Origin of the sequence: Citrobacter sp. Cf072, assembly GCF_030334485.1 — a bacterium.
GTDB classification, from domain to species: domain Bacteria; phylum Pseudomonadota; class Gammaproteobacteria; order Enterobacterales; family Enterobacteriaceae; genus Citrobacter; species Citrobacter freundii.
Map to the genome: position 1 here is coordinate 1 of NZ_JAOWDX010000039.1, position 24,131 is coordinate 24,131.

Sequence of the window (24,131 nt, forward strand, 5' to 3'; positions counted from 1 at the left end):
GCTGTGAGTTCAACTGATGGACGCAACACACTTATTGAACCGCTCTGCGGGTGATTCATAGTCTAGCGTTTTTCTCGGCCTCTCGTTGAGCTGTCTGGCAACACTGTTAAGTCTTTGCTGGCTGTGAACCGATAAGTCAGTTCCTTTTGGAAAATATTGTCTGAGCAATCTGTTCGTATTTTCATTTGAGCCACGTTGCCAGGGAGATTGAGGATCACAAAAATAAATCTGAATGTCTGTCGCTACAGTAAATCGTGTGTGGCTGGTCATTTCAGCGCCACGATCCCAAGTTAATGTTTTATAAAGCTCAGCAGGTAATTCCCGGGCTTGTCTGATGAGTGCAGATATAACCGTTATGGTCTTGTTGTCTCTGATTTTCGCCAGCATAACAAAACGGGAATGACGTTCTACGAGGGTGATGATATAGGAGTTATTCGAGCCCTGAATCAGGTCACCTTCCCAGTGACCTGGAATGGCTCTGTCAGCGGCCTCTGGTGGCCTTTCGCTGATAGGTATCGTGTGCGGGATTGACCCTAATCCTTTCCCTTTAAGCGATGACGTTCTGGATCTACGCACTGCTCTTCCGCTTCTGAGGCATTGCTGCAGCTCTTTTTTTAATGCTCCCCGGGTTTGTATAAAAAGCGTTTTATAAATCGTTTCGTGTGACACATGCATTTCCTGATTATCCGGATAACAGCGTTTCAGCCAACCGGCGATCTGTTCCGGCGACCAGTCCTGATGCATCTTCTCTGCAATGATTTTACACAATGCGGGGCTTTCAATTAGCTTGCAAGGTTTTGGTCTCAGCGCATTTTCCCACGCAGCAGCATCGGCTTTTGCTGCACGGTATTGTTTTGCACCACCGTGCCTCCTGACCTCGCGGCTAATCGTTGAGGGCGCTCTTGATAATTTGGTGGCGATGTCCCTGATACTGAGTTTTGCTACCAGCCCTCTGGATATCTCCTCTCTTTCATCAAGCGAAAGCGCTAATCGGTGCCGTTTTGGCACGGGAGGACGGTAGCCGCCTGTCTGGTGGATAGTGGGCATAATGGAAGAATGATATCTGTCGAACATTCTGGCGATATCATGTAGAGAATCACCTTGCTTATATCTGTCCCAGATAATTGCCTTCTGCTCTGGCGTGTAGTTAATCCGAGTTCTTCGTTTCATGGCAACGTCCCCCTTGATTAAGGATAGCGTTGCATCGACCCGTTGAACTCACAGCACAGAACGGACCTAAATATTAACGAGCATCCACCAGAAATAATAAAAAACTGAGGTATGCCTAATTGGAACCTGACGATAGAACAACCAACGGATCGTCCAACCTACCCCAAACTACCAAGGGGTTTTGATAACTTATTTTGATAAAATTTTGATAACCGTTAGCAGCCTAACAAAAAACAACGGGAGCGTTACGCTCCCGTTAATGAATTTAACAAATTACCGCATTACATGTTTTCGATGATTGCGTCGCCAAACTCGCTACATTTCAGCAGCTTAGCGCCTTCCATCAGACGTTCGAAATCGTAAGTTACGGTCTTGGCGTTGATCGCGCCTTCCATACCTTTAACGATCAGGTCAGCCGCTTCAACCCAACCCATGTGGCGCAGCATCATTTCTGCAGACAGAATGATAGAACCTGGGTTCACTTTATCCTGACCTGCATACTTCGGTGCAGTACCGTGGGTTGCTTCGAACAGTGCGCATTCGTCACCAATGTTTGCACCCGGCGCGATACCAATACCACCAACCTGTGCGGCCAGCGCATCGGAGATGTAGTCACCGTTCAGGTTCATACAGGCAATCACGTCATACTCAGCCGGGCGCAGCAGGATCTGTTGCAGGAACGCATCGGCGATAACATCCTTAACTACGATCTCTTTACCGGTTTTCGGGTTCTTGATTTTCACCCATGGACCGCCATCGATCAGTTCGCCACCAAATTCTTCACGCGCTAACTGATAACCCCAGTCTTTGAACGCGCCTTCGGTGAACTTCATGATGTTGCCTTTGTGTACCAGGGTAACTGAATCACGATCGTTGGCGATGGCGTATTCAATCGCTGCACGTACCAGACGTTTAGTCCCTTCTTCAGAACACGGTTTGATACCAATACCGCAATGTTCCGGGAAGCGTATTTTCTTCACACCCATCTCTTCGCGCAGGAATTTAATCACTTTCTCAGCATCGGCAGAGTCAGCTTTCCACTCGATACCCGCGTAGATATCTTCGGAGTTTTCACGGAAGATGACCATATCGGTCAGTTCAGGGTGTTTAACCGGGCTTGGTGTACCCTGATAATAACGCACCGGACGCAGGCAGACATACAGGTCAAGTTCCTGACGCAGAGCTACGTTCAGAGAGCGAATACCGCCGCCAACAGGAGTGGTCAGAGGGCCTTTAATGGCAACACGATATTCACGAATCAGATCTAAGGTTTCAGCAGGCAGCCAGACGTCCTGGCCATAAACCTGAGTGGATTTCTCACCGGTGTAGATTTCCATCCAGGAGATTTTACGCTCGCCTTTATAGGCTTTCTCGACAGCAGCATCGACAACTTTGATCATCGGTGGGGTTACATCAACGCCGATACCGTCGCCTTCAATGAACGGGATAATCGGATTTTCAGGAACGTTGAGTTTGCCGTTTTGCAGGGTGATCTTCTTACCTTCCGCCGGAACAACTACTTTGCTTTCCATTCACCTCTCCTTCGAGCGCTTCTGGTTCTGCTCGTCTGTCATCGCGCTGCATGTGCGTTTGCGTCCTGCTGCACGAATGCGTTAGAGCAATTTTTTGTTAATGTTTTGTAATGAGCATGTCAATACTACCCTAATGTTCGTCGCCATGAAAGACACTCGTTCTTAGGCTATAATGCGGCAATTGATATAATCTGAAAATACCATGCAAAAAACTTCTTTTAGAAATCACCGGGTTGAGCGATTCAGCTCACGACAAGTCACTAAGCAGCGTAAAGAAAACCAGCCAAAACGCGTGGTTTTGTTCAATAAACCCTACGATGTTTTGCCACAATTTACTGACGAGGCTGGCAGAAGCACGTTAAAAGATTTTATTCCCTTGCCGGGAATTTATGCGGCGGGCCGACTCGACCGGGACAGCGAAGGGCTTTTGGTGCTGACCAATGACGGCGCACTGCAGGCGCGGTTAACGCAACCCGGGAAGCGTACTGGGAAAATTTATTACGTCCAGGTTGAAGGCGAGCCGACGGCAGAAGCGCTGGACGCCCTGCGTACCGGAGTAACGCTCAATGATGGCCCCACGCTACCCGCAGGCATTGAGGTAGTAGAGGAACCCGTATGGCTGTGGCCGAGAAATCCGCCGATTCGGGAACGAAAAAACATTCCCACCAGTTGGTTGAAAGTCACCTTATATGAAGGCCGCAACCGCCAGGTACGTCGTATGACCGCGCATGTTGGATTTCCTACGCTGCGCCTCATCCGCTATGCCATGGGTGATTACACGCTGGAAAATCTCGCTAACGGCGAGTGGCGGGAACTGAAATCATAACCGTACGGTTTAACGTGAGTGTTAACAGGGAAGAATGAAAAATATGGATAAACAGCTTTTTGCAGCATTCATCCTGCTCGGCGTGTCACCGTTTTGTTCAGCAAAACTGGACTGTGAGGCGATTGCCGGAATTGCAGCAGGAGAGGCAAACTACCTTTATGAGTCTGCCAAAGTAAAAACCGACTCACGTCTGCATTTCTATTCTGCACCAGCAACAGAGTGTCAACTCCCCGCGTTCATGGTCAATGGCGACACTGTTGAGGTGCTCAGGAGTTCGCAGCGCTACAAAAGCACGGGCATGCTTTCCAAAGATGAGCCTTATCGTTACGTACGTTATCGGGACGCTAAAGGAACCTTTGCCACCGGGTGGGTCTCGGCTGATGGATTAACGCTGTTATCCAGCCCGCTTGTAGCAAGCGCGTCTTGCCAGTCATGGGCAAATAAAGAGATGTCAAGGCGTGGGTACTTGCCCTACTCCTTCGCAAACCACTATCAGGTAATGGGAGACGCCCGCGCATGGTTCTATGCGATGCCAACCGAACAGTGCCGCAGCCAGTCCGTTTTTTTGGTTCCCGGCGACATTATTTCCACACAAGAGCAGTCAAAAGATGACTTTATTGAAGCGGTTTATTACACCGCCGATCGCCATATCGTACGCGGCTGGTTAAAAAAGTCGCAGTTACAGGCTTTAAACAGCGGTGACCGCTATCGCGACGACATCAACCCGCTGTCGACAGACAAGGCAACGAGAGTCGCCACCCTTGGGCTACGTCACGACTATCAATGTATTTTTTATGAAAGCTGGAATGCTAAAAAGGCCATTGAGATTATCGTACGCGAGGATCATCAAACTGCATTGTGTCGCGGAGGGGCCGACCCACAAACGTCGCCTCCTGTGGCTTATATCAGTATCGACAAGACCAGCGGTGAAATTAGCTGGCCAGATGTTGCCGAAGGTTTTGCTGAGGAATAAGGGGGAAACATGTTCAAACCGCACGTCACGGTCGCCTGCATTGTGCATGCAGAAGATAAATTCTTAGTCGTTGAAGAAACGATCAATGGCAAAGCCTTGTGGAATCAACCCGCAGGACACCTGGAAGCCGACGAAACGCTGGTGCAAGCCGCAGCACGCGAACTATGGGAAGAAACGGGCATTAAAGCACAGCCACAGCATTTTGTTCGTATGCATCAATGGATTGCACCGGACAGAACGCCCTTTTTGCGTTTTCTTTTCGCTATCGAGCTTGCCAATATGTGCGCTACTGAACCCCATGACAGCGATATTGATTGCTGTCGTTGGGTCAGCGCAGAAGAGATTTTCTCTGCGCCAAACCTGCGTTCGCCGTTGGTTGCAGAGAGTATTCGCTGTTACCAGAGCGGCCAGCGCTACCCGCTGTCCATGATCGGTGAATTTAACTGGCCATTTACAGAGGGTGTCAAGTAAAGGGCTGCGTGCTAGAATATGCCGCCTTGAAGTTCAATGTTGTGAGTATTCCTATGTCTGAAAGCCCAAAAAAAGTGATCGTCGGCATGTCCGGCGGTGTCGATTCCTCCGTTTCTGCCTGGCTGTTACAACAACAGGGCTATCAGGTAGAAGGCCTGTTCATGAAGAACTGGGAAGAGGACGATGGCGAGGAATACTGCACAGCGGCAGCCGACCTTGCGGATGCACAGGCTGTCTGTGACAAACTAGGCATTGAACTGCATACCGTCAACTTTGCCGCAGAATACTGGGACAACGTCTTTGAACTGTTCCTTGAAGAGTACAAAGCGGGCCGTACGCCGAACCCGGATATTCTGTGTAATAAAGAAATTAAGTTTAAAGCCTTCCTTGAGTTTGCCGCCGAAGATTTAGGTGCCGATTACATCGCCACCGGTCACTATGTGCGTCGCGCAGATGTCGACGGCAAAAGTCGCCTGCTGCGTGGGCTCGATGGTAATAAAGACCAAAGTTATTTCCTCTATACGCTCGGCCATGAGCAAATCGCGCAAAGCCTGTTCCCGGTCGGTGAACTGGAAAAACCGCAGGTGCGTAAAATTGCCGAAGACCTTGGTCTGATTACGGCCAAGAAAAAAGACTCCACCGGCATCTGCTTCATTGGCGAACGTAAGTTCCGCGAGTTTCTTGGTCGCTACCTGCCGGCTCAGCCAGGCAAAATCATCACCGTTGATGGTGAAGAGATTGGCCAGCATCAGGGGCTGATGTACCACACTCTGGGTCAGCGTAAAGGTCTGGGTATTGGCGGAACGAAAGAAGGGACAGAAGATCCATGGTATGTAGTGGATAAAGACGTAGAGAACAACATTCTGGTTGTCGCTCAGGGTCATGAACATCCACGTCTGATGTCTGTTGGCCTGGTGGCGCAACAGCTGCATTGGGTCGATCGCGAACCGTTCACTGGTACCATGCGCTGTACGGTGAAAACCCGCTATCGTCAGACCGACATTCCGTGCACCGTTAAGGCACTGGATGCTGAGCGTATTGAAGTCATTTTCGACGAGCCAGTCGCGGCGGTTACGCCGGGTCAGTCGGCTGTCTTTTACAATGGCGAAGTGTGCCTCGGCGGCGGCATTATCGAACAACGATTGCCTCTGCCGGTATAATTACTTACACATTTGATACAAGGAAGCAGTGAACGTGGCAAAGAATTATTATGACATCACCCTCGCCCTGGCAGGCATTTGCCAGTCGGCACGCCTGGTGCAGGAACTGGCGCACCAGGGGCATTGTGATGCCGATGCATTACACGTTTCACTGAACAGTGTCATCGACATGAATCCCAGCTCTACGCTGGGCGTGTTTGGCGGCAGCGAGGCCAACCTGCGTTTGGGGCTGGAAACAATGCTCGGCGTACTTAACGCCAGCAGTCGCCAGGGACTGAACGCTGAACTCACTCGTTACACGCTAAGCCTGATGGTGCTGGAGCGTAAGCTGTCAGCGGCCAAGGGCGCTATGGACACGCTGGGAGACCGTATCAGCGGCTTGCAGCGCCAGCTTGACCATTTTGATTTGCAGTCAGAAACGTTGATGAGTGCGATGGCTGGCATTTATGTTGACGTCATCAGCCCACTCGGCCCGCGTATTCAGGTCACGGGTTCCCCGGCCATCCTTCAGAGCCCACAGGTACAGGCTAAAGTACGCGCTTCGCTGCTGGCTGGCATCCGTGCTGCCGTGCTCTGGCATCAGGTTGGTGGAGGCCGTCTGCAACTCATGTTTTCTCGTAATCGCCTGACGACTCAGGCAAAACAAATTCTTGCTCATTTAACCCCGGAGTTGTGATCTATGGAATTATCCTCACTGACCGCCGTTTCCCCTGTCGATGGACGCTACGGCGATAAAGTCAGCGCGCTGCGCGGGATTTTCAGCGAATACGGTTTGCTGAAATTCCGCGTACAGGTTGAAGTACGCTGGCTGCAAAAACTGGCCGCGCACGCAGCGATCAAGGAAGTTCCTGCTTTTGCTGCCGACGCAATCGGTTACCTTGATGCGATCGTCGCTAACTTCAATGAAGAAGATGCTGCGCGTATCAAAACCATTGAGCGTACGACCAACCATGACGTGAAGGCAGTTGAGTATTTCCTGAAAGAAAAAGTGGCGGATATCCCGGAACTGCACGCCGTTTCCGAGTTTATCCACTTCGCATGCACCTCAGAAGACATCAACAACCTGTCTCACGCGCTGATGCTGAAAACCGCACGCGACGAAGTGGTTCTGCCGTACTGGCGTCAACTGATTGATGGCATCACCGCGCTTTCAGTTGAATATCGCGATATTCCTCTGCTCTCCCGTACTCACGGCCAACCTGCCACCCCATCAACAATGGGCAAAGAGATGGCAAACGTGGCGTACCGCATGGAGCGTCAGTATCGCCAGCTCAACCAGGTTGAAATTCTTGGTAAAATCAACGGTGCCGTGGGTAACTATAACGCCCACATTGCCGCTTACCCGGAAGTAGACTGGCATCAGTTTAGCGAAGAGTTCGTCACCTCGCTGGGTATCCAGTGGAACCCCTACACCACGCAGATTGAGCCGCACGACTACATTGCCGAGCTGTTTGATTGCATCGCCCGCTTTAACACCATTCTGATCGATTTCGATCGCGACGTCTGGGGTTACATTGCATTGGGTCACTTCAAGCAGAAAACTGTCGCGGGTGAAATCGGTTCTTCCACCATGCCGCATAAAGTTAACCCCATCGACTTCGAAAACTCCGAAGGTAATCTGGGTCTGTCCAATGCGGTTCTGCAGCACCTGGCGAGTAAACTGCCGGTTTCCCGCTGGCAGCGTGATCTAACAGACTCTACCGTTCTGCGTAACCTGGGTGTGGGTATCGGCTATGCGCTGATCGCCTATCAGTCCACGCTGAAGGGCGTGAGCAAACTGGAAGTGAACCGCGATCATCTGCTGGATGAACTGGATCATAACTGGGAAGTTCTGGCAGAGCCGATTCAGACCGTGATGCGTCGCTACGGTATTGAGAAGCCATATGAGAAGTTGAAAGAACTGACCCGCGGCAAGCGCGTTGACGCCGAAGGTATGAAGCAGTTTATCGATGGTCTGGCACTGCCGGAAGAAGAGAAAACTCGCCTGAAAGCAATGACGCCTGCCAATTATATTGGCCGCGCCATCACCATGGTTGATGAACTGAAGTAATCAGCAACTCCCCAGATGCTGAACAGAAGCCGGATAAGCGTAAGCGATTCCGGCTTTTTATCACCCGCTACATTATCCCTTCCCCCCCACCACATTTGCCCCCAAATAAGTAACAATCTATGGTGGTCTAAGCTGCTACTAATTTATGCACGATCTGAAACTGCAGCCACCCGCAGAATGTTTAAACCACTCTGGCAGCATGGCCGCGCAATTTTCTTTGCTGATGGCTGGTACGAATGGAAAAAGGAAGGCAACAAAAAACAGCCCGGATTGCCGGAAAGGACCCGTAAGTGATAATAATTATCAAAACATTCACGTGGGGTCATTGGAATAACAATTTCTTAATCTCTCACCAAAAATAAGGATTTGTTAAGCTTCATGCTTTATGGTTGATGCAACACACCCTTTGAGGAAATAATAATGATGAAATTCTCAAAACTTCAGATTCGCTTACACTGGCTGACTCTGATGTTAATAGCGATAACCTATGCAGCTATGGAGCTACGCGGCTGGTTTCCTAAAGGCAGCAACACCTACCTGCTCATGAAAGAAACACATTACAATGCTGGGGTATTTGTCTGGTTTTTAATGATAATACGATTAATTATTAAACATAAGTATCATGACCCAGACATCATTCCGCCCCCACCGACCTGGCAGATGATGGCTGCTAAAATAATGCATATCCTGCTATACATTTCTTTTTTGGCTCTGCCATTATTAGGTATTGCAATTATGGCTTACGGTGGGAAGGACTGGAGTTTCTTAAGTTTTAACATTGCACCTTTCGTTACTCCTGACGGGGAAACAAAATCACTTATTAAAGATATTCACGAAACACTGGCAAACGTCGGATACTTTTTAATCGCAGCGCATGCAGGTGCAGCGTTATTTCATCACTACGTCCAGAAAGATAACACTCTTTTGAGAATGATCCCTGACTGTAACGATAAGAAATAAATACAAATTTTAATGTTTAACATTACAGCAGGCACTCAGTGAATGCCTGCTGTAATCCTGGAGAATTGGTATCGCGCCTTTTGGTAGTTCTTTAGTGCGATCAATGGCTAATTCAACTCTCATAATTACCTCCGATGTATACACTGTTTTTTATACAGCACCCCTGTAAGCAGAAATGATCAACGATTTAAGAGCGCAACTTATTAATTTTTTTACGTAATGTATTTACACATCAGATATTCCGTTTTTTCGGGTCCTACACATTTTTGTCGCGACATTGGATTTAAATTACCTGGCTCATGCTCAACTTAATGTTGACATAATGTTGACTCGCCATACTGATAAGACGCTAAAAGAGGTCTTACTATGCGAATCTTATCTCCTTATACGTTGCGCTGGCTTCCAGGTGAACGTGAGCAAAATGATATTTCAGAGTTTATTCGTGAAAGTTATTCTCAGTTTTATCATGCTTCTCTTCCTCGCTGCATGCCATGGTTACTTGGAATGTTCGATGCCAACGGAGAATTAAAAGCAGCCTGTGGCGTCCAACCGGCCTCAATGGGCAAGATATACCTCGAACACTATCTTGATGTCCCGGTTGAAGTCGTGCTGTCTGCACGATTGTCACATCCCGTTTCACGCGACTCGATTGTTGAAATTGGTAATTTTGCCGCGAGCGATGGGGCAAGCGCCCGAATAATGTATGCGGCTCTATGCCTGCTTCTCAATCAATACTGCTATTCGTGGATTGTCTTTACCGGAACTAAAAAAATACGCAATACCTTTTTCCGCCTGAATCTGCAACCAGTCACATTGATGCCCGCTGACTCGACAAGGCTTGGCGAAGCTGCGCGTGAATGGGGGAGCTATTACGAACATGACCCGCAAATTATGGCGGGGGAGTTACATGGTGGGCAAACCACACTGAGTCAGACCAGCCTGTTGCTGGGAATGTTTGCTGATCCGCCTTCTGCTCCCTGGATAACCCCTTCCGGAGGATCTTATGCTTCTGAACACGCTTGAGAAACAGGCTGCGCTTCAGCCAAATGCCATCGCCCTGCAGGGCGATTCTCGCTCGTGGAGCTGGCAGCAATACCATGATGCCGTTAAAGCAGTGGCCGAACAATTATCTGCCCTCAAGGTAAAACGGCTGGCACTTGAAATGGATAACAGCCCTGAATGGGCCATCATCGATCTCGCATGCCTGATAAGTGGAGTGGTGATCATCCCTGTCCCCTCCTTTTTCAGCGGGCAACAGAAAGCCTGGGTACGATCATCAGCCTCTGTGGATGCACAAATCGGTGGAGAAATCCTGGCGGATTGGCAGGAACACGATTTTGTACTCGGGAGACTGCAAATCCGTGCAGTAGAGGACCCCGTGACTCTGCCGGCAGGAACGGCAAAGATAACGTATACCTCCGGTACAACCGGAGAGCCAAAAGGTGTCTGTCTGAGTCTGGATGGTATGGTATGGATGGCTCAAACGTTAGCGGCCGCATTGCACCCCCTGAAACTGGAAAAACACCTGGTGACACTGCCCCTCAGTATTCTGCTGGAAAATCTGTGCGGCGTTTACATCCCTCTGCTACTTGGCGCTGAGACGGTGATTCTCCCACCCTCCCGGATTGGGTTTGAAGGTTCCAGCCGCTTTAATCCAGCCCAGTTTCTTCAGGCGCTGACCACCTGGTGTCCACAAAGTCTGGTGCTGGTACCAGAGTTGCTACGTGTGTTACTGCATCTGCACAAGCAGGTACCAGGCAGTACGCAATCTTTACGGTTTGTCGCCGCAGGCGGTGGCAAGGTTCCGGCTTCATTGCTGACAATGGCGATAAAGAGTGGCTTACCTGTATATGAAGGATACGGTCTCTCAGAATGTGGCTCTGTCGTTGCCCTCAATCTGCCCGACGCTATAAAAGAGAACAGCGTCGGTCGGCCATTGCCAGGTATCCAGATCAATGTTGATGACCAGCAACAATTGTGTGTCACCAGCCCGGCTAACGCTTTGGGATATCTGGGATCCGCACCAGCCTCCCCAACAGTTGCCACCGGCGATCTTGGCAGTGTTGATGAACACGGGTTTGTTCGTATTCAGGGGCGCCTGAAGAATGTCCAGATAAACGCTTTTGGTCGTAATTTTTCACCTGAATGGCCTGAGGCAGAGGCCATGACCTGTCCAGCTGTACGCCGGATAGTGATTTTTGGAGAAGGCTTAAGGCATAACGTTGCACTCGTCGATGTCTTCGACGGGCAACAGATGCAGGCCCGCGAGCAGCTGCTGGCCCTTTCAGCTCGCCTGCCTGATTATGCGCAGTTCCATCGCCTGTTATTCACTTCAGCTATATCAGAGCCTGGCATGCTCACTGCAAATGGCCGCCCACGCCGGGAACTCATCCGGCAATCCCTCTGGCAACACATTCTCACCTGTAGTGAAGAGGAGTCATCATGAGTTTTTATAACAAATTACAACAACAGACTGAGGCCAAACGCCGGAGTTTACTCTCCTCGCCTGTCATCGCGCGCTGCCAGACTGGTGACATCTCGCGCGACCTGTATATCGCTTTTCTGACACAGGCTTACTATCACGTCAGCCATACCGTCCCCCTGTTGATGAGTGCTGGCAGCCGTTTGCCAGCCTCACATGAAGCCATTCGGGGCGCAATTGCTGAATATATTGACGAAGAGTACGGGCATCAGGAATGGATCCTGAACGATATTCAGGCTTGCGGCGGTGATGCGGAAAGCGTTCGCAATGGCACCCCAGGGATACCGATAGAAATGATGGTGGCCTGGCTCTACTACCGCATTGAACGGGTCAACCCTATGAGTATTTTTGGCATGGTACAGGTTCTGGAGGGAACCAGCGTATCTATTGCTACCGCGATTGCAGCCCAGGTGGAACGGACTCTGGGGTTGCCAGAACAGGCGACAACCTACCTGCGTTCACACGGTGAACTTGATCAAGGACATCTTAAATTTTTCGCTTCACTTATGGATACCGTGACTGACGAGGCCGATCAGGCAGCCATTATCTATGCCGCTCGTCGCGTCTATCACCTGTACACAGAGATGCTTAACCAACTGGGGCAGACCACGTATGAACCTGCATGATAAAACCGTTCTGCTGACTGGCGCCAGCGGTGGTATCGGACAAGAGCTGGCGCAAAGGCTGGCGCACAAAGGAGCCAGACTCTGCCTGGTTGGACGAAATGCACAGGCGATGACGCTTCTGAAAGAGATGCTTCCCTATCCGGAACGGCATCATATTGTGCTAATGAGCAGTTATACCGATGACGAAATCGTCGCGCTGGCCAGCAGATTCAAAGATGAGAACAAACTGGATATCCTGATCAACAATGCCGGAACCAGCCGTTTTGCACTGTTTGAACAACAGTCTTTTGACGATATTCGGGAACAGATTAGAACCAATATCGAAATCCCCACTCTGTTGACCCGCGCCATGCTGGATAAGTTTAATCCACAGGGCATCATCCTAAACATTGGTTCGATATTTGGTGAGATTGGCCACCCTGCCTGGAGCGTGTATAGCGCCACCAAAGCGGCCACGCACCGTTTGTCGGAAGCGCTGGGGCGCGAATTAAAGGGGAATGGTATCAGCGTACTGTATGCCGCGCCGCGTGCTACCGAAACGGCGCTCAACAGTGACGAGGTTTACGCGCTTAACCGCAAACTGGGCAACAGCAGTGACTCCCCACAATTTGTCGCCGTACGTCTGGTACATCTCCTTGAGACAGAGCAGAAACGCTACCGCTTCGGCGCGATGGAACGTTTGTTCGTTAAAATCAATGCCTGGTTTCCCGGTATGGTAGACAAAGCGCTGGGTAAAAAATTAGCAGTGATCCAGTCCTATACCCAGGGCACATTCAAAGGTGAAGACAAATGAAAATTATGAAAACGTTGCTCCTGACAGCAGCTTTTCCCGCCTCTGCCATGGCGACTACCACGCTGGAAAACCTCCAGCACGACTGGTCCGTTTGTCAGTATCAGACCCTTGAAGCAAAAAAAAAGAGCTGCTTTACCACACTAAGTCAGCGGGCCCATAGTGCGAGTCAGGCAAAAAATAATGCTGACGCAGCATTGCTTATTTGGTCGGCGATTATCGACAGTAGCTGGGCGGGGGCTAAAGGAGGGCTGGGTGCATTGAGTCTGGTCAAACAGGCCCGTAGCGATCTGGAAAAAGCGATCAGCATCGACCCCAATGCTTTACAAGGATCAGCCTGGACCAGCCTTGGGGCGCTATATTATCAGGTTCCCGGCTGGCCGATTGGGTTTGGTGATAAAAACAAAGCCGAAGAAATGCTGAAAAAAGCACTGGCGATCAATCCTGATGGCATCGATCCAAACTATTTTTATGGTGACTTTTTGCTGAAAGAGAAAAAGACTGGCGAAGGGAAACGCTATCTGGAAAAGGCTCTTAAAGCGCCGGCTCGCCAGGGGCGTGAGATTGCCGACCAGGGACGCCATCGCGATATAGCAAAAGACCTGGAAAGTATGCAGTAAAATATTCAACCCCTGCGTTGTTATAACGCCAGGGGTTGTTGATCTGTAAATCCGTGTCACCTTTCCTCAATTGGCGAACTCTCCGTGATGATTTACTCGGTAATGATCATAAGGGCATTCCAGTCCCCCCATACCCATCCCATATGGTTTTAGGTGTATTCAGGCAATCTTCGCGCGCTCATAACAAGCGAAATACAGCTCGGTAAGTTCGACTATGCGGAACGTTTCCCGGAATCCAAAGCGCTTAAGAAGTTCATCACAACCAAAAAAATCACCACGTTTAAAGAGCTAAGTAATTTTTTTACAGACGCCAAAGCCTTAGAGGTATCTGGTGCAACACTGCTATCGCTTACTTTGGTCGTAAATACGTTACTGCGTGTAATCGGAGAAAATACCCGTCTGGTAGATATTGAGCATGCCGACATTTTGCATTACCGAAAGGAGTTATTAACCGGGACAATTATTAACCCGGCAATGCCGAATCTGGCCAGGCAGGGCCGCGCGCCCTCAACAGTCAATAAACAGATGGCAGTTTTATCAGAAATGCTTAAGCTCGCAAACCGAAGCCAGTTTATATTGCATGCTCCTTATGAAGGAGTGTCGCGACTCAAGTTATCTAAAAATGATCCCGACCCACTTTTACTTCATGAGTACCAGGCACTGATAGCCGCCCTTCCCCGTAGCCAGGCATTAATCATCATTGTTGCCGTTCATACGGGGATGAGGCCGGGCGAGATATGCGCCCTGGCATGGGAAGACATTGATTTGGTAAAAGGTGAAATCCACGTATCCAGAAGTTTGACGAATAAGCGAGTATTTGTATCCCCTAAGACAGATGCCGGAATAAGGACGATAACGTTGCTTAAACCTGCTCTGGATGCACTGAAGGAACAATACGAAGTCACCGGCGCTAATCCGAAGCAAGAAATTCGATTTCACTATCGGGAGATCGGAAAAACTGAGCAGCAATCTCTTCGCTACGTTTTTTCACCGACAGCATATTCGTCAAAAAAAGGCAGTTACTTCTCCAAGAACTCGATTGCCTATGGCTGGAAGCGAGGCACTAAACTTGCAAATATCCGCGAAAGGAATCCTTATCAGTCACGGCATACCTACGCATGCTGGACGTTGATGGCCGGAGCGAACCCGTCATTCATAGCGAGTCAGATGGGACATGAAGATGCACGCATGGTGTACGAGGTTTACTCCAAGTGGATTGGCGACATGAACCAGGATCAGGTCAACATGCTGAACAATCAGATGCCAACAGCACTGCCCCCAGGACGCCCCCACGGGCAGGGGAGCATGAGAAAAGTTATTTAATTTCATAGCGCTGCTTTCAATCCACATAATCAGCGTTAAACTATTCATACCATTATTTTAGGGAGAAACGATGATGCGCGTACTGGTTGTCGAGGATAATGCTTTATTACGCCACCACCTCAAGGTTCAGTTACAGGATTTAGGGCATCAGGTGGATGATGCAGAAGATGCGAAGGAAGCGGACTATTATCTGAATGAGCATCTGCCGGATATCGCGATCGTTGATTTAGGGCTCCCCGATGAAGATGGTTTGTCGCTAATCCGCCGCTGGCGCAGTAATGAGGTTTCGCTGCCAATTCTGGTATTAACCGCGCGCGAAGGCTGGCAGGACAAAGTGGAAGTCCTCAGTGCAGGCGCTGACGATTATGTCACCAAACCGTTTCACATCGAAGAAGTGGCTGCACGCATGCAGGCACTGATGCGGCGAAACAGCGGTCTGGCATCGCAAATTATCTCCCTTCCGCCTTTTCAAGTGGACCTCTCCCGACGCGAGTTATCCGTCAATGATGAGGTTATCAAGCTCACGGCGTTTGAATATACCATTATGGAAACTCTCATCCGTAATAATGGCAAAGTGGTCAGTAAAGATTCGCTCATGCTGCAGCTTTATCCGGATGCCGAGCTGCGCGAAAGTCACACTATTGATGTCCTGATGGGGCGTCTGCGTAAAAAAATTCAGGCGCAATATCCGCATGAGGTGATCACTACCGTACGTGGACAAGGCTATCTTTTCGAACTGCGCTAATGAACAAATTATTGCGTCATTTTTTCCCGTTATCGCTGCGGCTGCGCTTTTTACTGGCCACCGCGGGCGTGGTGTTGGTGCTGTCGCTGGCCTACGGCATGGTTGCCCTGGTGGGCTACAGCGTCAGTTTTGATAAGACAACGTTCCGCCTGCTGCGGGGCGAAAGTAATCTGTTTTATACCCTGGCGAAATGGGAAAACGGCAAGATTAACATCGAGCTGCCCGAGAACCTCGACATGCAAAGCCCAACAATGTCGCTGATTTACAATGAAGCGGGTGAACTTCTGTGGGCGCAGCGCAATGTTCCCTGGCTGACGAAAAGTATCCAACCGGACTGGCTAAAAACCAACGGATTTCATGAGATTGAAGCCAACGTAGACGCTACCAGCACCCTACTGGGCGAAGATCACTCCGCGCAGCAGCAGTTAAAAGAAGTCAGAGAAGATGACGACGACGCCGAAATGACCCACTCCGTGGCGGTAAACGTCTATCCTGCTACTGCCAGAATGCCGCAACTGACCATTGTGGTTGTCGATACCATTCCGATAGAGCTAAAGCGCTCGTATATGGTCTGGAGCTGGTTTATTTATGTGCTGGTCGCCAATCTGTTGCTGGTCATTCCGCTGTTATGGGTGGCCGCGTGGTGGAGCCTGCGGCCGATTGAATCGCTGGCGCGTGAAGTCCGTGAGCTTGAGGAACATCATCGTGAGATGCTAAACCCCGCCACCACACGCGAATTGACCAGCCTGGTTCGTAATCTCAATCGGCTGTTAAAAAGCGAACGTGAGCGTTATGACAAATACCGCACCACGTTAACAGACCTCACCCATAGCCTGAAAACACCCCTGGCGGTATTGCAGAGTACTCTGCGCTCAATGCGTAATGAAAAGATGAGCGTCAGCGACGCAGAGCCTGTCATGCTGGAACAAATCAGCCGTATTTCCCAACAGATAGGTTATTACCTGCATCGCGCGAGCATGCGTGGCAGCAGTGCCCTACTCAGCCGCGAACTGCACCCGATCGCGCCGTTGCTGGATAAACTGACCTCGGCACTGAATAAGGTATATCAGCGTAAAGGCGTCAACATTAATCTCGATATCTCACCTGAAATCAGCTTTGTGGGCGAACAGAATGATTTTGTCGAGGTGTTGGGCAACGTACTGGATAACGCCTGTAAATATTGTCTGGAGTTTGTCGAGATTTCAGCGCAACTGTCTGAGGATCAGCTGCATATTCTGGTTGAAGATGATGGTCCTGGTATTCCGCAAAGCAAACGGGAAGTGGTGTTTGACCGTGGACAGCGCGTAGATACGCTACGTCCAGGACAAGGCGTCGGTCTGGCGGTGGCGAGAGAAATCACCGAACAGTATGACGGGCAGATTATTGCCGGTGATAGCCTGCTGGGTGGTGCGCGCATGGAAGTTATTTTTGGTCGCCAGCAGCCGGGCCAGAAAGACGAGTAATCGTCGCATGTAATAAATATGTACTGACTTCACGCTTGAGGTTAAGTATCCGTTATAATCGGTTGCAGATACCAGCCTGCGGGATGCTCATTATGGAATACCAACTCACACTTAACTGGCCCGATTTTCTTGAACGCCACTGGCAGAAACGCCCGGTGGTCTTAAAACGCGGGTTTAACAATTTTATTGACCCTCTCTCTCCTGACGAACTGGCTGGACTGGCAATGGAAAGCGAAGTCGACAGCCGACTCGTCAGCCACCAGGACGGAAAATGGCAGGTTGGCCACGGTCCTTTCGAAAGCTACGACCATCTTGGCGAGAACAACTGGTCTTTGCTGGTGCAGGCGGTCAACCACTGGCACGAGCCAACTGCCGCGCTGATGCGCCCGTTCCGTGAATTACCGGACTGGCGCATCGACGACCTGATGATTTCTTTCTCTGTCCCCGGCGGCGGCGTTGGCCCGCACCTGGATCAGTACGATGTATTTATCATTCAGGGAACAGGTCGTCGTCGCTGGCGCGTAGGTGAAAAACTGCAGTTGAAACAACACTGCCCTCACCCGGATCTCCTTCAGGTCGACCCGTTTGAAGCTATTATCGATGAAGAGCTGGAACCCGGCGATATCCTGTACATTCCACCGGGATTCCCGCACGAAGGTTATGCGCTGGAAAACGCGATGAACTATTCGGTCGGTTTCCGTGCGCCAAACACTCGCGAGCTGATCAGCGGGTTCGCCGATTACGTTTTGCAACGCGAACTGGGTAGCACCTATTACAGCGATCCGGACCTGCCGCCGCGCGATCATCCGGCCGACGTTCTGCCGCAGGAGATGGATAAGCTGCGCGAAATGATGCTCGGGCTGATTAATCAACCAGAACATTTCCAGCAGTGGTTTGGCGAGTTTATTTCTCAGTCTCGTCATGAACTGGATATTGCCCCGCCGGAGCCACCGTATCAGCCAGACGAAATTTACGATGCCCTGAAGCAAGGTGATGTGTTAGTGCGTCTGGGCGGATTGCGTGTATTGCGTATTGGCGACGACGTCTACGCTAACGGTGAGAAAATTGATTCACCGCATCGTCCTGCCCTGGAAGCGCTGGCCAGTCATATTGTGTTGACGGCTGAGAACTTTGAGGATGCGCTGGAAGATCCTTCTTTCCTTGCCATGCTTGCCGCGCTGGTCAACAGCGGGTACTGGTTCTTCGAAGGATAATGCGAAGTGTGCCTGATGCGACGCTACGCGTCTTATCAGGCCTACTGGAGTGTAATAATGTAGGCCGGATAAGCGAAGCGCCATCCGGCAACTACACATACTTTATTTTTGTTGCGCGGCCAGTTCAGCAATACGCACAATCACTTGTACCGCTTTTTCCATTCCTTCCAGGGTTACAAACTCATGTTTACCATGATAGTTGTAGCCGCCGGTGAACAGATTCGGACACGGTAATCCCATAAACGACAGCTGCGCGCCGTCAGTGCCGCCACGGATCGGTTTCAGCACCGGCTCAATATCGCAATCGCGCATCGCCTGCTGGGCGATATCCAGTACGTGCGGATGCTCAATCACTTTTTCGCGCATATTGTAGTAACTGTCTTCAATCACCAGTTCGATATAGCAGTCGGGGTGTAACCCTTTACCGACCTTCTTGGCGATATCCATGATCTTGCGTTTACGCGCTTCAAACTGCTTACGGTCAAAATCACGAATAATGTAGTGCATATCCGCCCGATCGACCGTCCCTTTCATACTCGCCAGATGATAAAAGCCTTCGTAGCCTTCCGTCTTTTCCGGGCTTTCATCTGCCGGAACCTCTGCATGAATACGCGCCGCCAGCGACAGCGCATTTACCATCACACCTTTTGCGGTGCCGGGATGCACATTGTTGCCAACAATTTTAATATTAACCGACGCAGCGTTGAAGTTTTCAAACTCCAACTCACCTACGCCACCACCGTCAACGGTATAGGCCCACTGCGCATCGAATGCCGCAACGTCAAAATGCTTCGCCCCTTTACCCACCTCTTCGTCCGGTGTAAAGGCCACGCGGATATCACCGTGCGGAATATCTTTTTGGATAAGCACAGCCAGTGCGGTCATGATTTCCGCCACGCCTGCTTTATCATCCGCGCCCAGCAACGTTTTACCATCTGTAGTGATCAGCGTCTGACCCAGAAGTTGATGCAGCACCGGGAACATCACTGGCGATAAAACTTCATCACCAATGCCTAACGCAATATCGCCACCGCGATAGTTTTCAACAATTTGCGGATTGACATTTTTACCACTGAAATCCGGTGAGGTATCCACATGGGAAATAAAGCCGATCGCAGGAATATTGCCAGCAACGTTAGCGGGTAACGTTGCCATCAGCGTGCCTTTTTCGCTCAGTGAAATATTAACCAGCCCCATCTCTTCGAGCTGTTGTTTGAGCAGTTGTAATAATTTCCACTGTCCTTCGGTGCTGGGTACCTGCCGCACGCCCGATTTTGATTGGGTGTCCAGCGACACGTAGTGTAAAAAACGCTCAAGTAGTTTATCCATGCAGTCACCCTCACTTTTTGTGACAACATTATCAATAAGCAACAAAAGACAAATATTGCGTCAGGTCACTTTTATCCCCGCAAGTGAGAATATTTCGCCCTGACATCCCCTCTGACTATAGGGCTAAGTCAGTAATTCGCAACAAGGATTGGCGATTACAATGGTTTGCCGTAGAATAACGGCCCTCATTAAGAGTCATCAAGGTGGTTAACCACAAACCCCGCATCGGTCAGCCATCCGTTGCGTTTACATGGGACAGAGTAAAAAATTGAATAAACAACCGCGTTCGCTTTCTCCACTGGTGCAATTAGCGGGAATTCGCAAAAGTTTCGATGGTAAAGAGGTGATTTCCAGCCTGGATTTGACCATCAATAATGGCGAGTTTCTTACGCTGCTTGGCCCCTCTGGCTGCGGTAAAACAACCGTTCTTCGCCTGATTGCCGGTCTGGAAACGGTTGATTCCGGTCATATTATGTTGGACAACGAGGACATTACTCACGTTCCAGCGGAAAACCGCTACGTGAATACCGTCTTCCAAAGCTATGCGTTATTCCCCCACATGACCGTATTTGAGAATGTGGCCTTTGGTTTACGCATGCAAAAAACGCCCGCAGCCGACATTTCTCCCCGCGTTACCGAAGCCCTGCGCATGGTGCAACTGGAAGAGTTCGCCCAGCGAAAACCGCATCAACTTTCCGGCGGCCAGCAGCAGCGCGTAGCGATTGCCCGAGCTGTGGTCAACAAACCCCGCTTACTCTTGTTAGATGAATCCCTCTCTGCGCTGGACTACAAACTGCGTAAGCAGATGCAGAATGAACTGAAAGCGCTGCAGCGTAAGCTTGGTATCACTTTTGTCTTTGTCACACACGATCAGGAAGAAGCGCTGACTATGTCCGACCGCATCGTGGTGATGCGCGATGGTAAGATTGAGCAGGACGGTACGCCGCGCGAAATCTACGAAGAGCCCAAGAATCTGTTCGTCGCCGGGTTTATCGGCGAGATCAATATGTTTAACGCCACGGTGATTGAACGTCTGGATGAACAGCGTGTTCGTGCTAACGTTGAAGGTCGCGAGTGCAATATTTATGTCAACTTCGCGGTGGTTCCCGGACAAAAGCTGCACGTCCTGTTACGTCCTGAAGATTTGCGCGTAGATGAAATCAACGATGATAATCATATCGAAGGCCTGATCGGCTACGTGCGCGAACGCAACTACAAAGGCATGACGCTGGAGTCGGTTGTGGAACTGGAAAATGGCAAGATGGTGATGGTCAGCGAATTCTTCAATGAAGACGATCCTGACTTTGACCACTCTCTCGACCAGAAAATGGCGATTAACTGGGTAGAAAGCTGGGAGGTAGTACTGGCTGATGAAGAACACAAGTAAATTCCAGAGTGTGGTGATCGTCACCATTGTCGGTTGGCTTGTGTTATTTGTCTTTCTGCCCAACCTGATGATCATCGGTACCAGCTTTTTGACCCGCGACGACGCCAATTTCGTCAAAATGGTCTTTACGCTGGAGAACTATACGCGCCTGCTCGATCCGCTCTATTTTGAGGTGCTGGTTCACTCCCTCAATATGGCGCTGATTGCCACGCTCGCCTGTCTGGTACTCGGCTACCCGTTTGCCTGGTTTTTGGTGAAACTGCCGGAAAAAGTGCGCCCGCTGCTGCTGTTCCTGCTGATTGTTCCGTTCTGGACCAATTCACTTATTCGCATCTACGGACTCAAAATTTTCCTCAGTACCAAAGGCTATCTCAACGAGTTTCTGTTATGGCTCGGGGTTATCGATACACCCATTCGCATCATGTTTACCCCCAGCGCGGTGATTATCGGGCTGGTATACATCCTGCTCCCGTTTATGGTGATGCCGCTCTATTCCAGCATTGAAAAGCTCGATAAGCCGCTGCTGGAAGCCGCACGCGATTTAGGCGCCAGTAAACTTCAGACCTTCACCCGCATCATTATTCCGTTAACGATGCCGGGGATTATCGCCGGATGCCTGCTGGTCATGTTGCCCGCAATGGGGCTGTTTTACGTTTCCGACTTAATGGGCGGCGCGAAAAACCTGCTGATTGGCAACGTAATTAAAGTTCAGTTCCTGAACATCCGTGACTGGCCGTTTGGTGCAGCCACCAGCATTACGCTGACCATCGTGATGGGTCTGATGCTGCTGATCTACTGGCGTGCCTCGCGCTTGCTGAACAAGAAGGTTAGCGACATAGACAGTTAGTTTATATTATTCAATAGGTTAACTTGCTTTTTGGCATGCTTTTTACCTTCAAGTAAACTGCATGCCAAACTCTGTAAAATCATGTAGTTGCACATGAGTTTTGGAGAACAATTTTTCGCTAATTATCCTGCTGATGATATTTGCCTACGATGGCATCTGCGGATTCTCACATCACCAGTCATCAAACTCCGCTTTCCTGGCATCATTAATGATGTACGTGATCACTCCGAATATTGCGTGTGAAGAATTGTAGCCATCACCTTCTTCTGGCAGAGCTTCCGCTCCCCGGATTAATCAGATGTGGTTGAGGATGTGTTCGGTAACGCTTGCTCCTGAATTCCCCGTCGATCGGGCATATCAGCAGTGAACCATCGCAGGAAAATACATATTAACACTCATTGACATCATTAACTAATTTTGTCAATTTATCAATAGAGAGTGGCTTCGAGTAATACCAGCCTTGGACACAGCACTCAGGGAACATTTCAGTTAAATATTTCACCTGAGTTGAAGTCTCGACACCTTCGAAAACGACTTTGTGAGTTATATCTTTAAAAATCTCCACCAATCCTGATAAGACATTGTTATTTACAGAGAGTTCACCAATAGAATCTGTAATTGACTTATCAATTTTAACCTCATCTATTTGTAAATTTGATAACCAGTTTAAATTTGAATAGCCAGTCCCGAAATCATCAATAGCTATTGATATACCCTTATTATTAAATAAAGAAATTACCTTTTGGAGAGAATTTATTTCCGCACTCTGCCTCTCTGTTAACTCCATCATTATCATACCAGGTTTTATATTTAATTCATCAATCATCTGAAACACTTTGCTTTGAAATGATTCCGATAGAAGGTCTTGAGAACTAACATTAATGCTTATAATAATATTAAATTCCTCAGAAAGAGACATGGTTTCTTTTACTACCCTTCGAAATACAAAATCACTTATTTCATGGATTAAATCATGTTTCTCTGCAATAGGGATAAAAATATCAGGGGGGATGCTACCAATATCATAATCATCCCATCTAATTAGTGCTTCCACACCAATAATCTTTCCGGTTTTTATTTTATAAATAGGTTGATACACAAGATATAATGATTCACTTTTTATGGCATTTTTTAATCTTGAAACTAATGATTGCTTGCGTGCAACTCTTTGGTTATAAAAACCCCCCAGAAGAACACCGGTTACAATAGATGTAAAGGCAATCAATAACATCATTAACCAACTATCGAAACTCATCCACGGAAATTTAACTCCCCCCATGACACAGATATTATTATTTTTATTACAGCTTTGCGTGGTAATAAGTCCTAGTTGGTAGGATTTATCATGCTGAGCCTCTTCAAGAAGATCAACCTGCTCACCAAATTTGAACAAATGAAGCGAATGATCTCTGTCACCTACAATTGCAGAAAACCCCTTCTCTTCATGGTCTGTAACAAATCTATTAAATGCAAATGGTGAAATCGTTATAGCTAATTTTTGATTGCTTAGCAAATCAGCTTTTACATTATTTTCCAGTAACACACCAAAAAACCAAGTTACATTGTCCTTTTCAACTTTTCTATCATAGATATTGAGAAGTAATGGCGCTGGCAACACTCCCCATAAAGCACTACATATGACTGCACCATTTGAAATAAATGATATATCTTTTATAAGAGCATATGGCCATAAGGCCACTCTTAGAGCATGAAGTTGTAGTTCACTACAAGGACTATAAGCATTAAATATTTCATAACTATCATTTATTTTATCAATCTGTTGAATGAGACTAACGCTTCTATTCAAAACTCGTTCTGTATATGATGCAATCCTCTCCTTGTATATATAATACATTGAAATCTCAGACAATGAGAAAAAAATAAAAAATGAAAACATGATTGATATCACATAAGGCTTAATTCGTTTTAAATTGTGGTTATTCTTCACGCCGACCTCTTTATATGCCTGACCCTATGTAACAACATACATTCTACTATCTGTCGTGAATCAAATACATACAGTTAAAACAGATTATCGGCTAAAACAAATATTTCTTTATGTTTTTTATTAGAAAAAAACATTATAAAATAACGTAAAACCATATCCAAGTTAGATTTATGTTTGCATTTTAACCAAATAAGTGGCATTTCATCTTATATTTA

The 24,131-nt window shown here is 48.7% G+C and carries 22 protein-coding genes and 2 pseudogenes; 19 read left to right on the forward strand and 5 right to left on the reverse strand.

The window, feature by feature from the left end:
- Positions 1-9: 9 nt before the first annotated feature.
- Both OGX66_RS07180 and icd read right to left on the reverse strand, forming a co-directional pair.
- Complete coding sequence (locus OGX66_RS07180; protein WP_286510989.1) at positions 10-1,170, reverse strand: IS30-like element ISCfr4 family transposase; 1,161 nt, start codon at positions 1,168-1,170, stop codon at positions 10-12.
- Positions 1,171-1,451: 281 nt separating this feature from the next.
- Positions 1,452-2,702, reverse strand: a complete 1,251-nt coding sequence (gene icd, locus OGX66_RS07185) for an NADP-dependent isocitrate dehydrogenase (protein ID WP_088902426.1) — start codon at positions 2,700-2,702, stop codon at positions 1,452-1,454.
- Positions 2,703-2,904: 202 nt separating this feature from the next.
- Here icd and rluE point away from each other — a divergent pair, with 202 nt between their 5' ends.
- The 17 genes and pseudogenes from rluE to roxA all read left to right on the forward strand — a co-directional run bounded on the left by rluE (position 2,905) and on the right by roxA (position 18,405).
- Positions 2,905-3,528, forward strand: coding sequence for a 23S rRNA pseudouridine(2457) synthase RluE (gene rluE, locus OGX66_RS07190; RefSeq protein WP_003030770.1), 624 nt, complete (start codon positions 2,905-2,907; stop codon positions 3,526-3,528).
- Positions 3,529-3,562: 34 nt separating this feature from the next.
- Entirely contained in the window at positions 3,563-4,501 is a 939-nt protein-coding gene (locus OGX66_RS07195; protein WP_088902427.1) for a hypothetical protein, read from the forward strand.
- A 9-nt stretch (positions 4,502-4,510) separates the two neighbouring features.
- On the forward strand, positions 4,511-4,972 hold the full coding sequence (locus OGX66_RS07200; RefSeq protein ID WP_032949069.1) for an NUDIX hydrolase: 462 nt from the start codon (positions 4,511-4,513) through the stop codon (positions 4,970-4,972).
- Between the two features lie 53 nt (positions 4,973-5,025).
- Positions 5,026-6,132 carry a tRNA 2-thiouridine(34) synthase MnmA gene (gene mnmA / locus OGX66_RS07205; protein ID WP_003832402.1) on the forward strand — a complete coding sequence of 369 codons (1,107 nt, stop codon included), beginning with the start codon at positions 5,026-5,028 and terminating at the stop codon, positions 6,130-6,132.
- A 34-nt stretch (positions 6,133-6,166) separates the two neighbouring features.
- Complete coding sequence (hflD, locus tag OGX66_RS07210) at positions 6,167-6,808, forward strand: high frequency lysogenization protein HflD (RefSeq protein ID WP_003841885.1); 642 nt, start codon at positions 6,167-6,169, stop codon at positions 6,806-6,808.
- Between the two features lie 3 nt (positions 6,809-6,811).
- On the forward strand, positions 6,812-8,182 hold the full coding sequence (gene purB / locus OGX66_RS07215) for an adenylosuccinate lyase (RefSeq protein WP_003846707.1): 1,371 nt from the start codon (positions 6,812-6,814) through the stop codon (positions 8,180-8,182).
- A 15-nt stretch (positions 8,183-8,197) separates the two neighbouring features.
- Positions 8,198-8,449, forward strand: a pseudogene (locus tag OGX66_RS24510) (SOS response-associated peptidase family protein); the annotation flags it as partial.
- A 153-nt stretch (positions 8,450-8,602) separates the two neighbouring features.
- On the forward strand, positions 8,603-9,142 hold the full coding sequence (locus OGX66_RS07225; RefSeq protein ID WP_044711949.1) for a cytochrome b: 540 nt from the start codon (positions 8,603-8,605) through the stop codon (positions 9,140-9,142).
- Positions 9,143-9,508: 366 nt separating this feature from the next.
- Positions 9,509-10,165: a thermostable hemolysin gene (locus OGX66_RS07230; RefSeq protein ID WP_003841881.1), complete on the forward strand. Its 657-nt coding sequence runs from the start codon at positions 9,509-9,511 to the stop codon at positions 10,163-10,165.
- Entirely contained in the window at positions 10,146-11,588 is a 1,443-nt protein-coding gene (locus tag OGX66_RS07235; RefSeq protein WP_016150064.1) for an AMP-dependent synthetase/ligase, read from the forward strand. The genes OGX66_RS07230 and OGX66_RS07235 overlap by 20 nt, the downstream gene beginning before the upstream one ends.
- Positions 11,585-12,250 (forward strand): iron-containing redox enzyme family protein, encoded by a 666-nt coding sequence (locus OGX66_RS07240; protein WP_286511222.1) that lies wholly within the window; start codon positions 11,585-11,587, stop codon positions 12,248-12,250. Before OGX66_RS07235 ends, OGX66_RS07240 begins: the two co-directional genes overlap by 4 nt.
- A complete protein-coding gene (locus OGX66_RS07245) occupies positions 12,237-13,043 on the forward strand; it encodes an SDR family oxidoreductase (RefSeq protein WP_003841874.1) in 807 nt (268 codons plus the stop codon). Before OGX66_RS07240 ends, OGX66_RS07245 begins: the two co-directional genes overlap by 14 nt.
- Positions 13,040-13,660, forward strand: a complete 621-nt coding sequence (locus tag OGX66_RS07250) for a hypothetical protein (RefSeq protein ID WP_270939458.1) — start codon at positions 13,040-13,042, stop codon at positions 13,658-13,660. Before OGX66_RS07245 ends, OGX66_RS07250 begins: the two co-directional genes overlap by 4 nt.
- A gap of 153 nt (positions 13,661-13,813) precedes the next feature.
- Positions 13,814-14,983: a tyrosine-type recombinase/integrase gene (locus OGX66_RS07255; protein WP_003841871.1), complete on the forward strand. Its 1,170-nt coding sequence runs from the start codon at positions 13,814-13,816 to the stop codon at positions 14,981-14,983.
- Positions 14,984-15,056: 73 nt separating this feature from the next.
- On the forward strand, positions 15,057-15,728 hold the full coding sequence (gene phoP / locus OGX66_RS07260) for a two-component system response regulator PhoP (RefSeq protein WP_003030783.1): 672 nt from the start codon (positions 15,057-15,059) through the stop codon (positions 15,726-15,728).
- Positions 15,728-17,191, forward strand: coding sequence for a two-component system sensor histidine kinase PhoQ (gene phoQ / locus OGX66_RS07265; RefSeq protein WP_016150060.1), 1,464 nt, complete (start codon positions 15,728-15,730; stop codon positions 17,189-17,191). Before phoP ends, phoQ begins: the two co-directional genes overlap by 1 nt.
- 92 nt (positions 17,192-17,283) lie before the next feature.
- Positions 17,284-18,405, forward strand: coding sequence for a [50S ribosomal protein L16]-arginine 3-hydroxylase (gene roxA, locus OGX66_RS07270; RefSeq protein WP_088902430.1), 1,122 nt, complete (start codon positions 17,284-17,286; stop codon positions 18,403-18,405).
- A 102-nt stretch (positions 18,406-18,507) separates the two neighbouring features.
- Here roxA and pepT read toward each other — a convergent pair whose 3' ends face one another.
- Entirely contained in the window at positions 18,508-19,734 is a 1,227-nt protein-coding gene (pepT, locus tag OGX66_RS07275) for a peptidase T (protein ID WP_016150059.1), read from the reverse strand.
- Positions 19,735-19,984: 250 nt separating this feature from the next.
- Here pepT and potA point away from each other — a divergent pair, with 250 nt between their 5' ends.
- Both potA and potB read left to right on the forward strand, forming a co-directional pair.
- A complete protein-coding gene (potA, locus tag OGX66_RS07280; RefSeq protein WP_003030791.1) occupies positions 19,985-21,121 on the forward strand; it encodes a spermidine/putrescine ABC transporter ATP-binding protein PotA in 1,137 nt (378 codons plus the stop codon).
- Positions 21,105-21,968 (forward strand): spermidine/putrescine ABC transporter permease PotB, encoded by an 864-nt coding sequence (gene potB / locus OGX66_RS07285; protein WP_016150058.1) that lies wholly within the window; start codon positions 21,105-21,107, stop codon positions 21,966-21,968. The genes potA and potB overlap by 17 nt, the downstream gene beginning before the upstream one ends.
- A 171-nt stretch (positions 21,969-22,139) precedes the next feature.
- On the opposite strand, the pseudogene OGX66_RS07290 reads toward potB, so the two are convergent.
- Both OGX66_RS07290 and OGX66_RS07295 read right to left on the reverse strand, forming a co-directional pair.
- Positions 22,140-22,344 (reverse strand): annotated as a pseudogene (locus tag OGX66_RS07290) (S24/S26 family peptidase); the annotation flags it as partial.
- Positions 22,345-22,356: 12 nt separating this feature from the next.
- Positions 22,357-23,916, reverse strand: a complete 1,560-nt coding sequence (locus OGX66_RS07295) for an EAL domain-containing protein (RefSeq protein WP_275388308.1) — start codon at positions 23,914-23,916, stop codon at positions 22,357-22,359.
- Positions 23,917-24,131 lie beyond the last annotated feature (215 nt).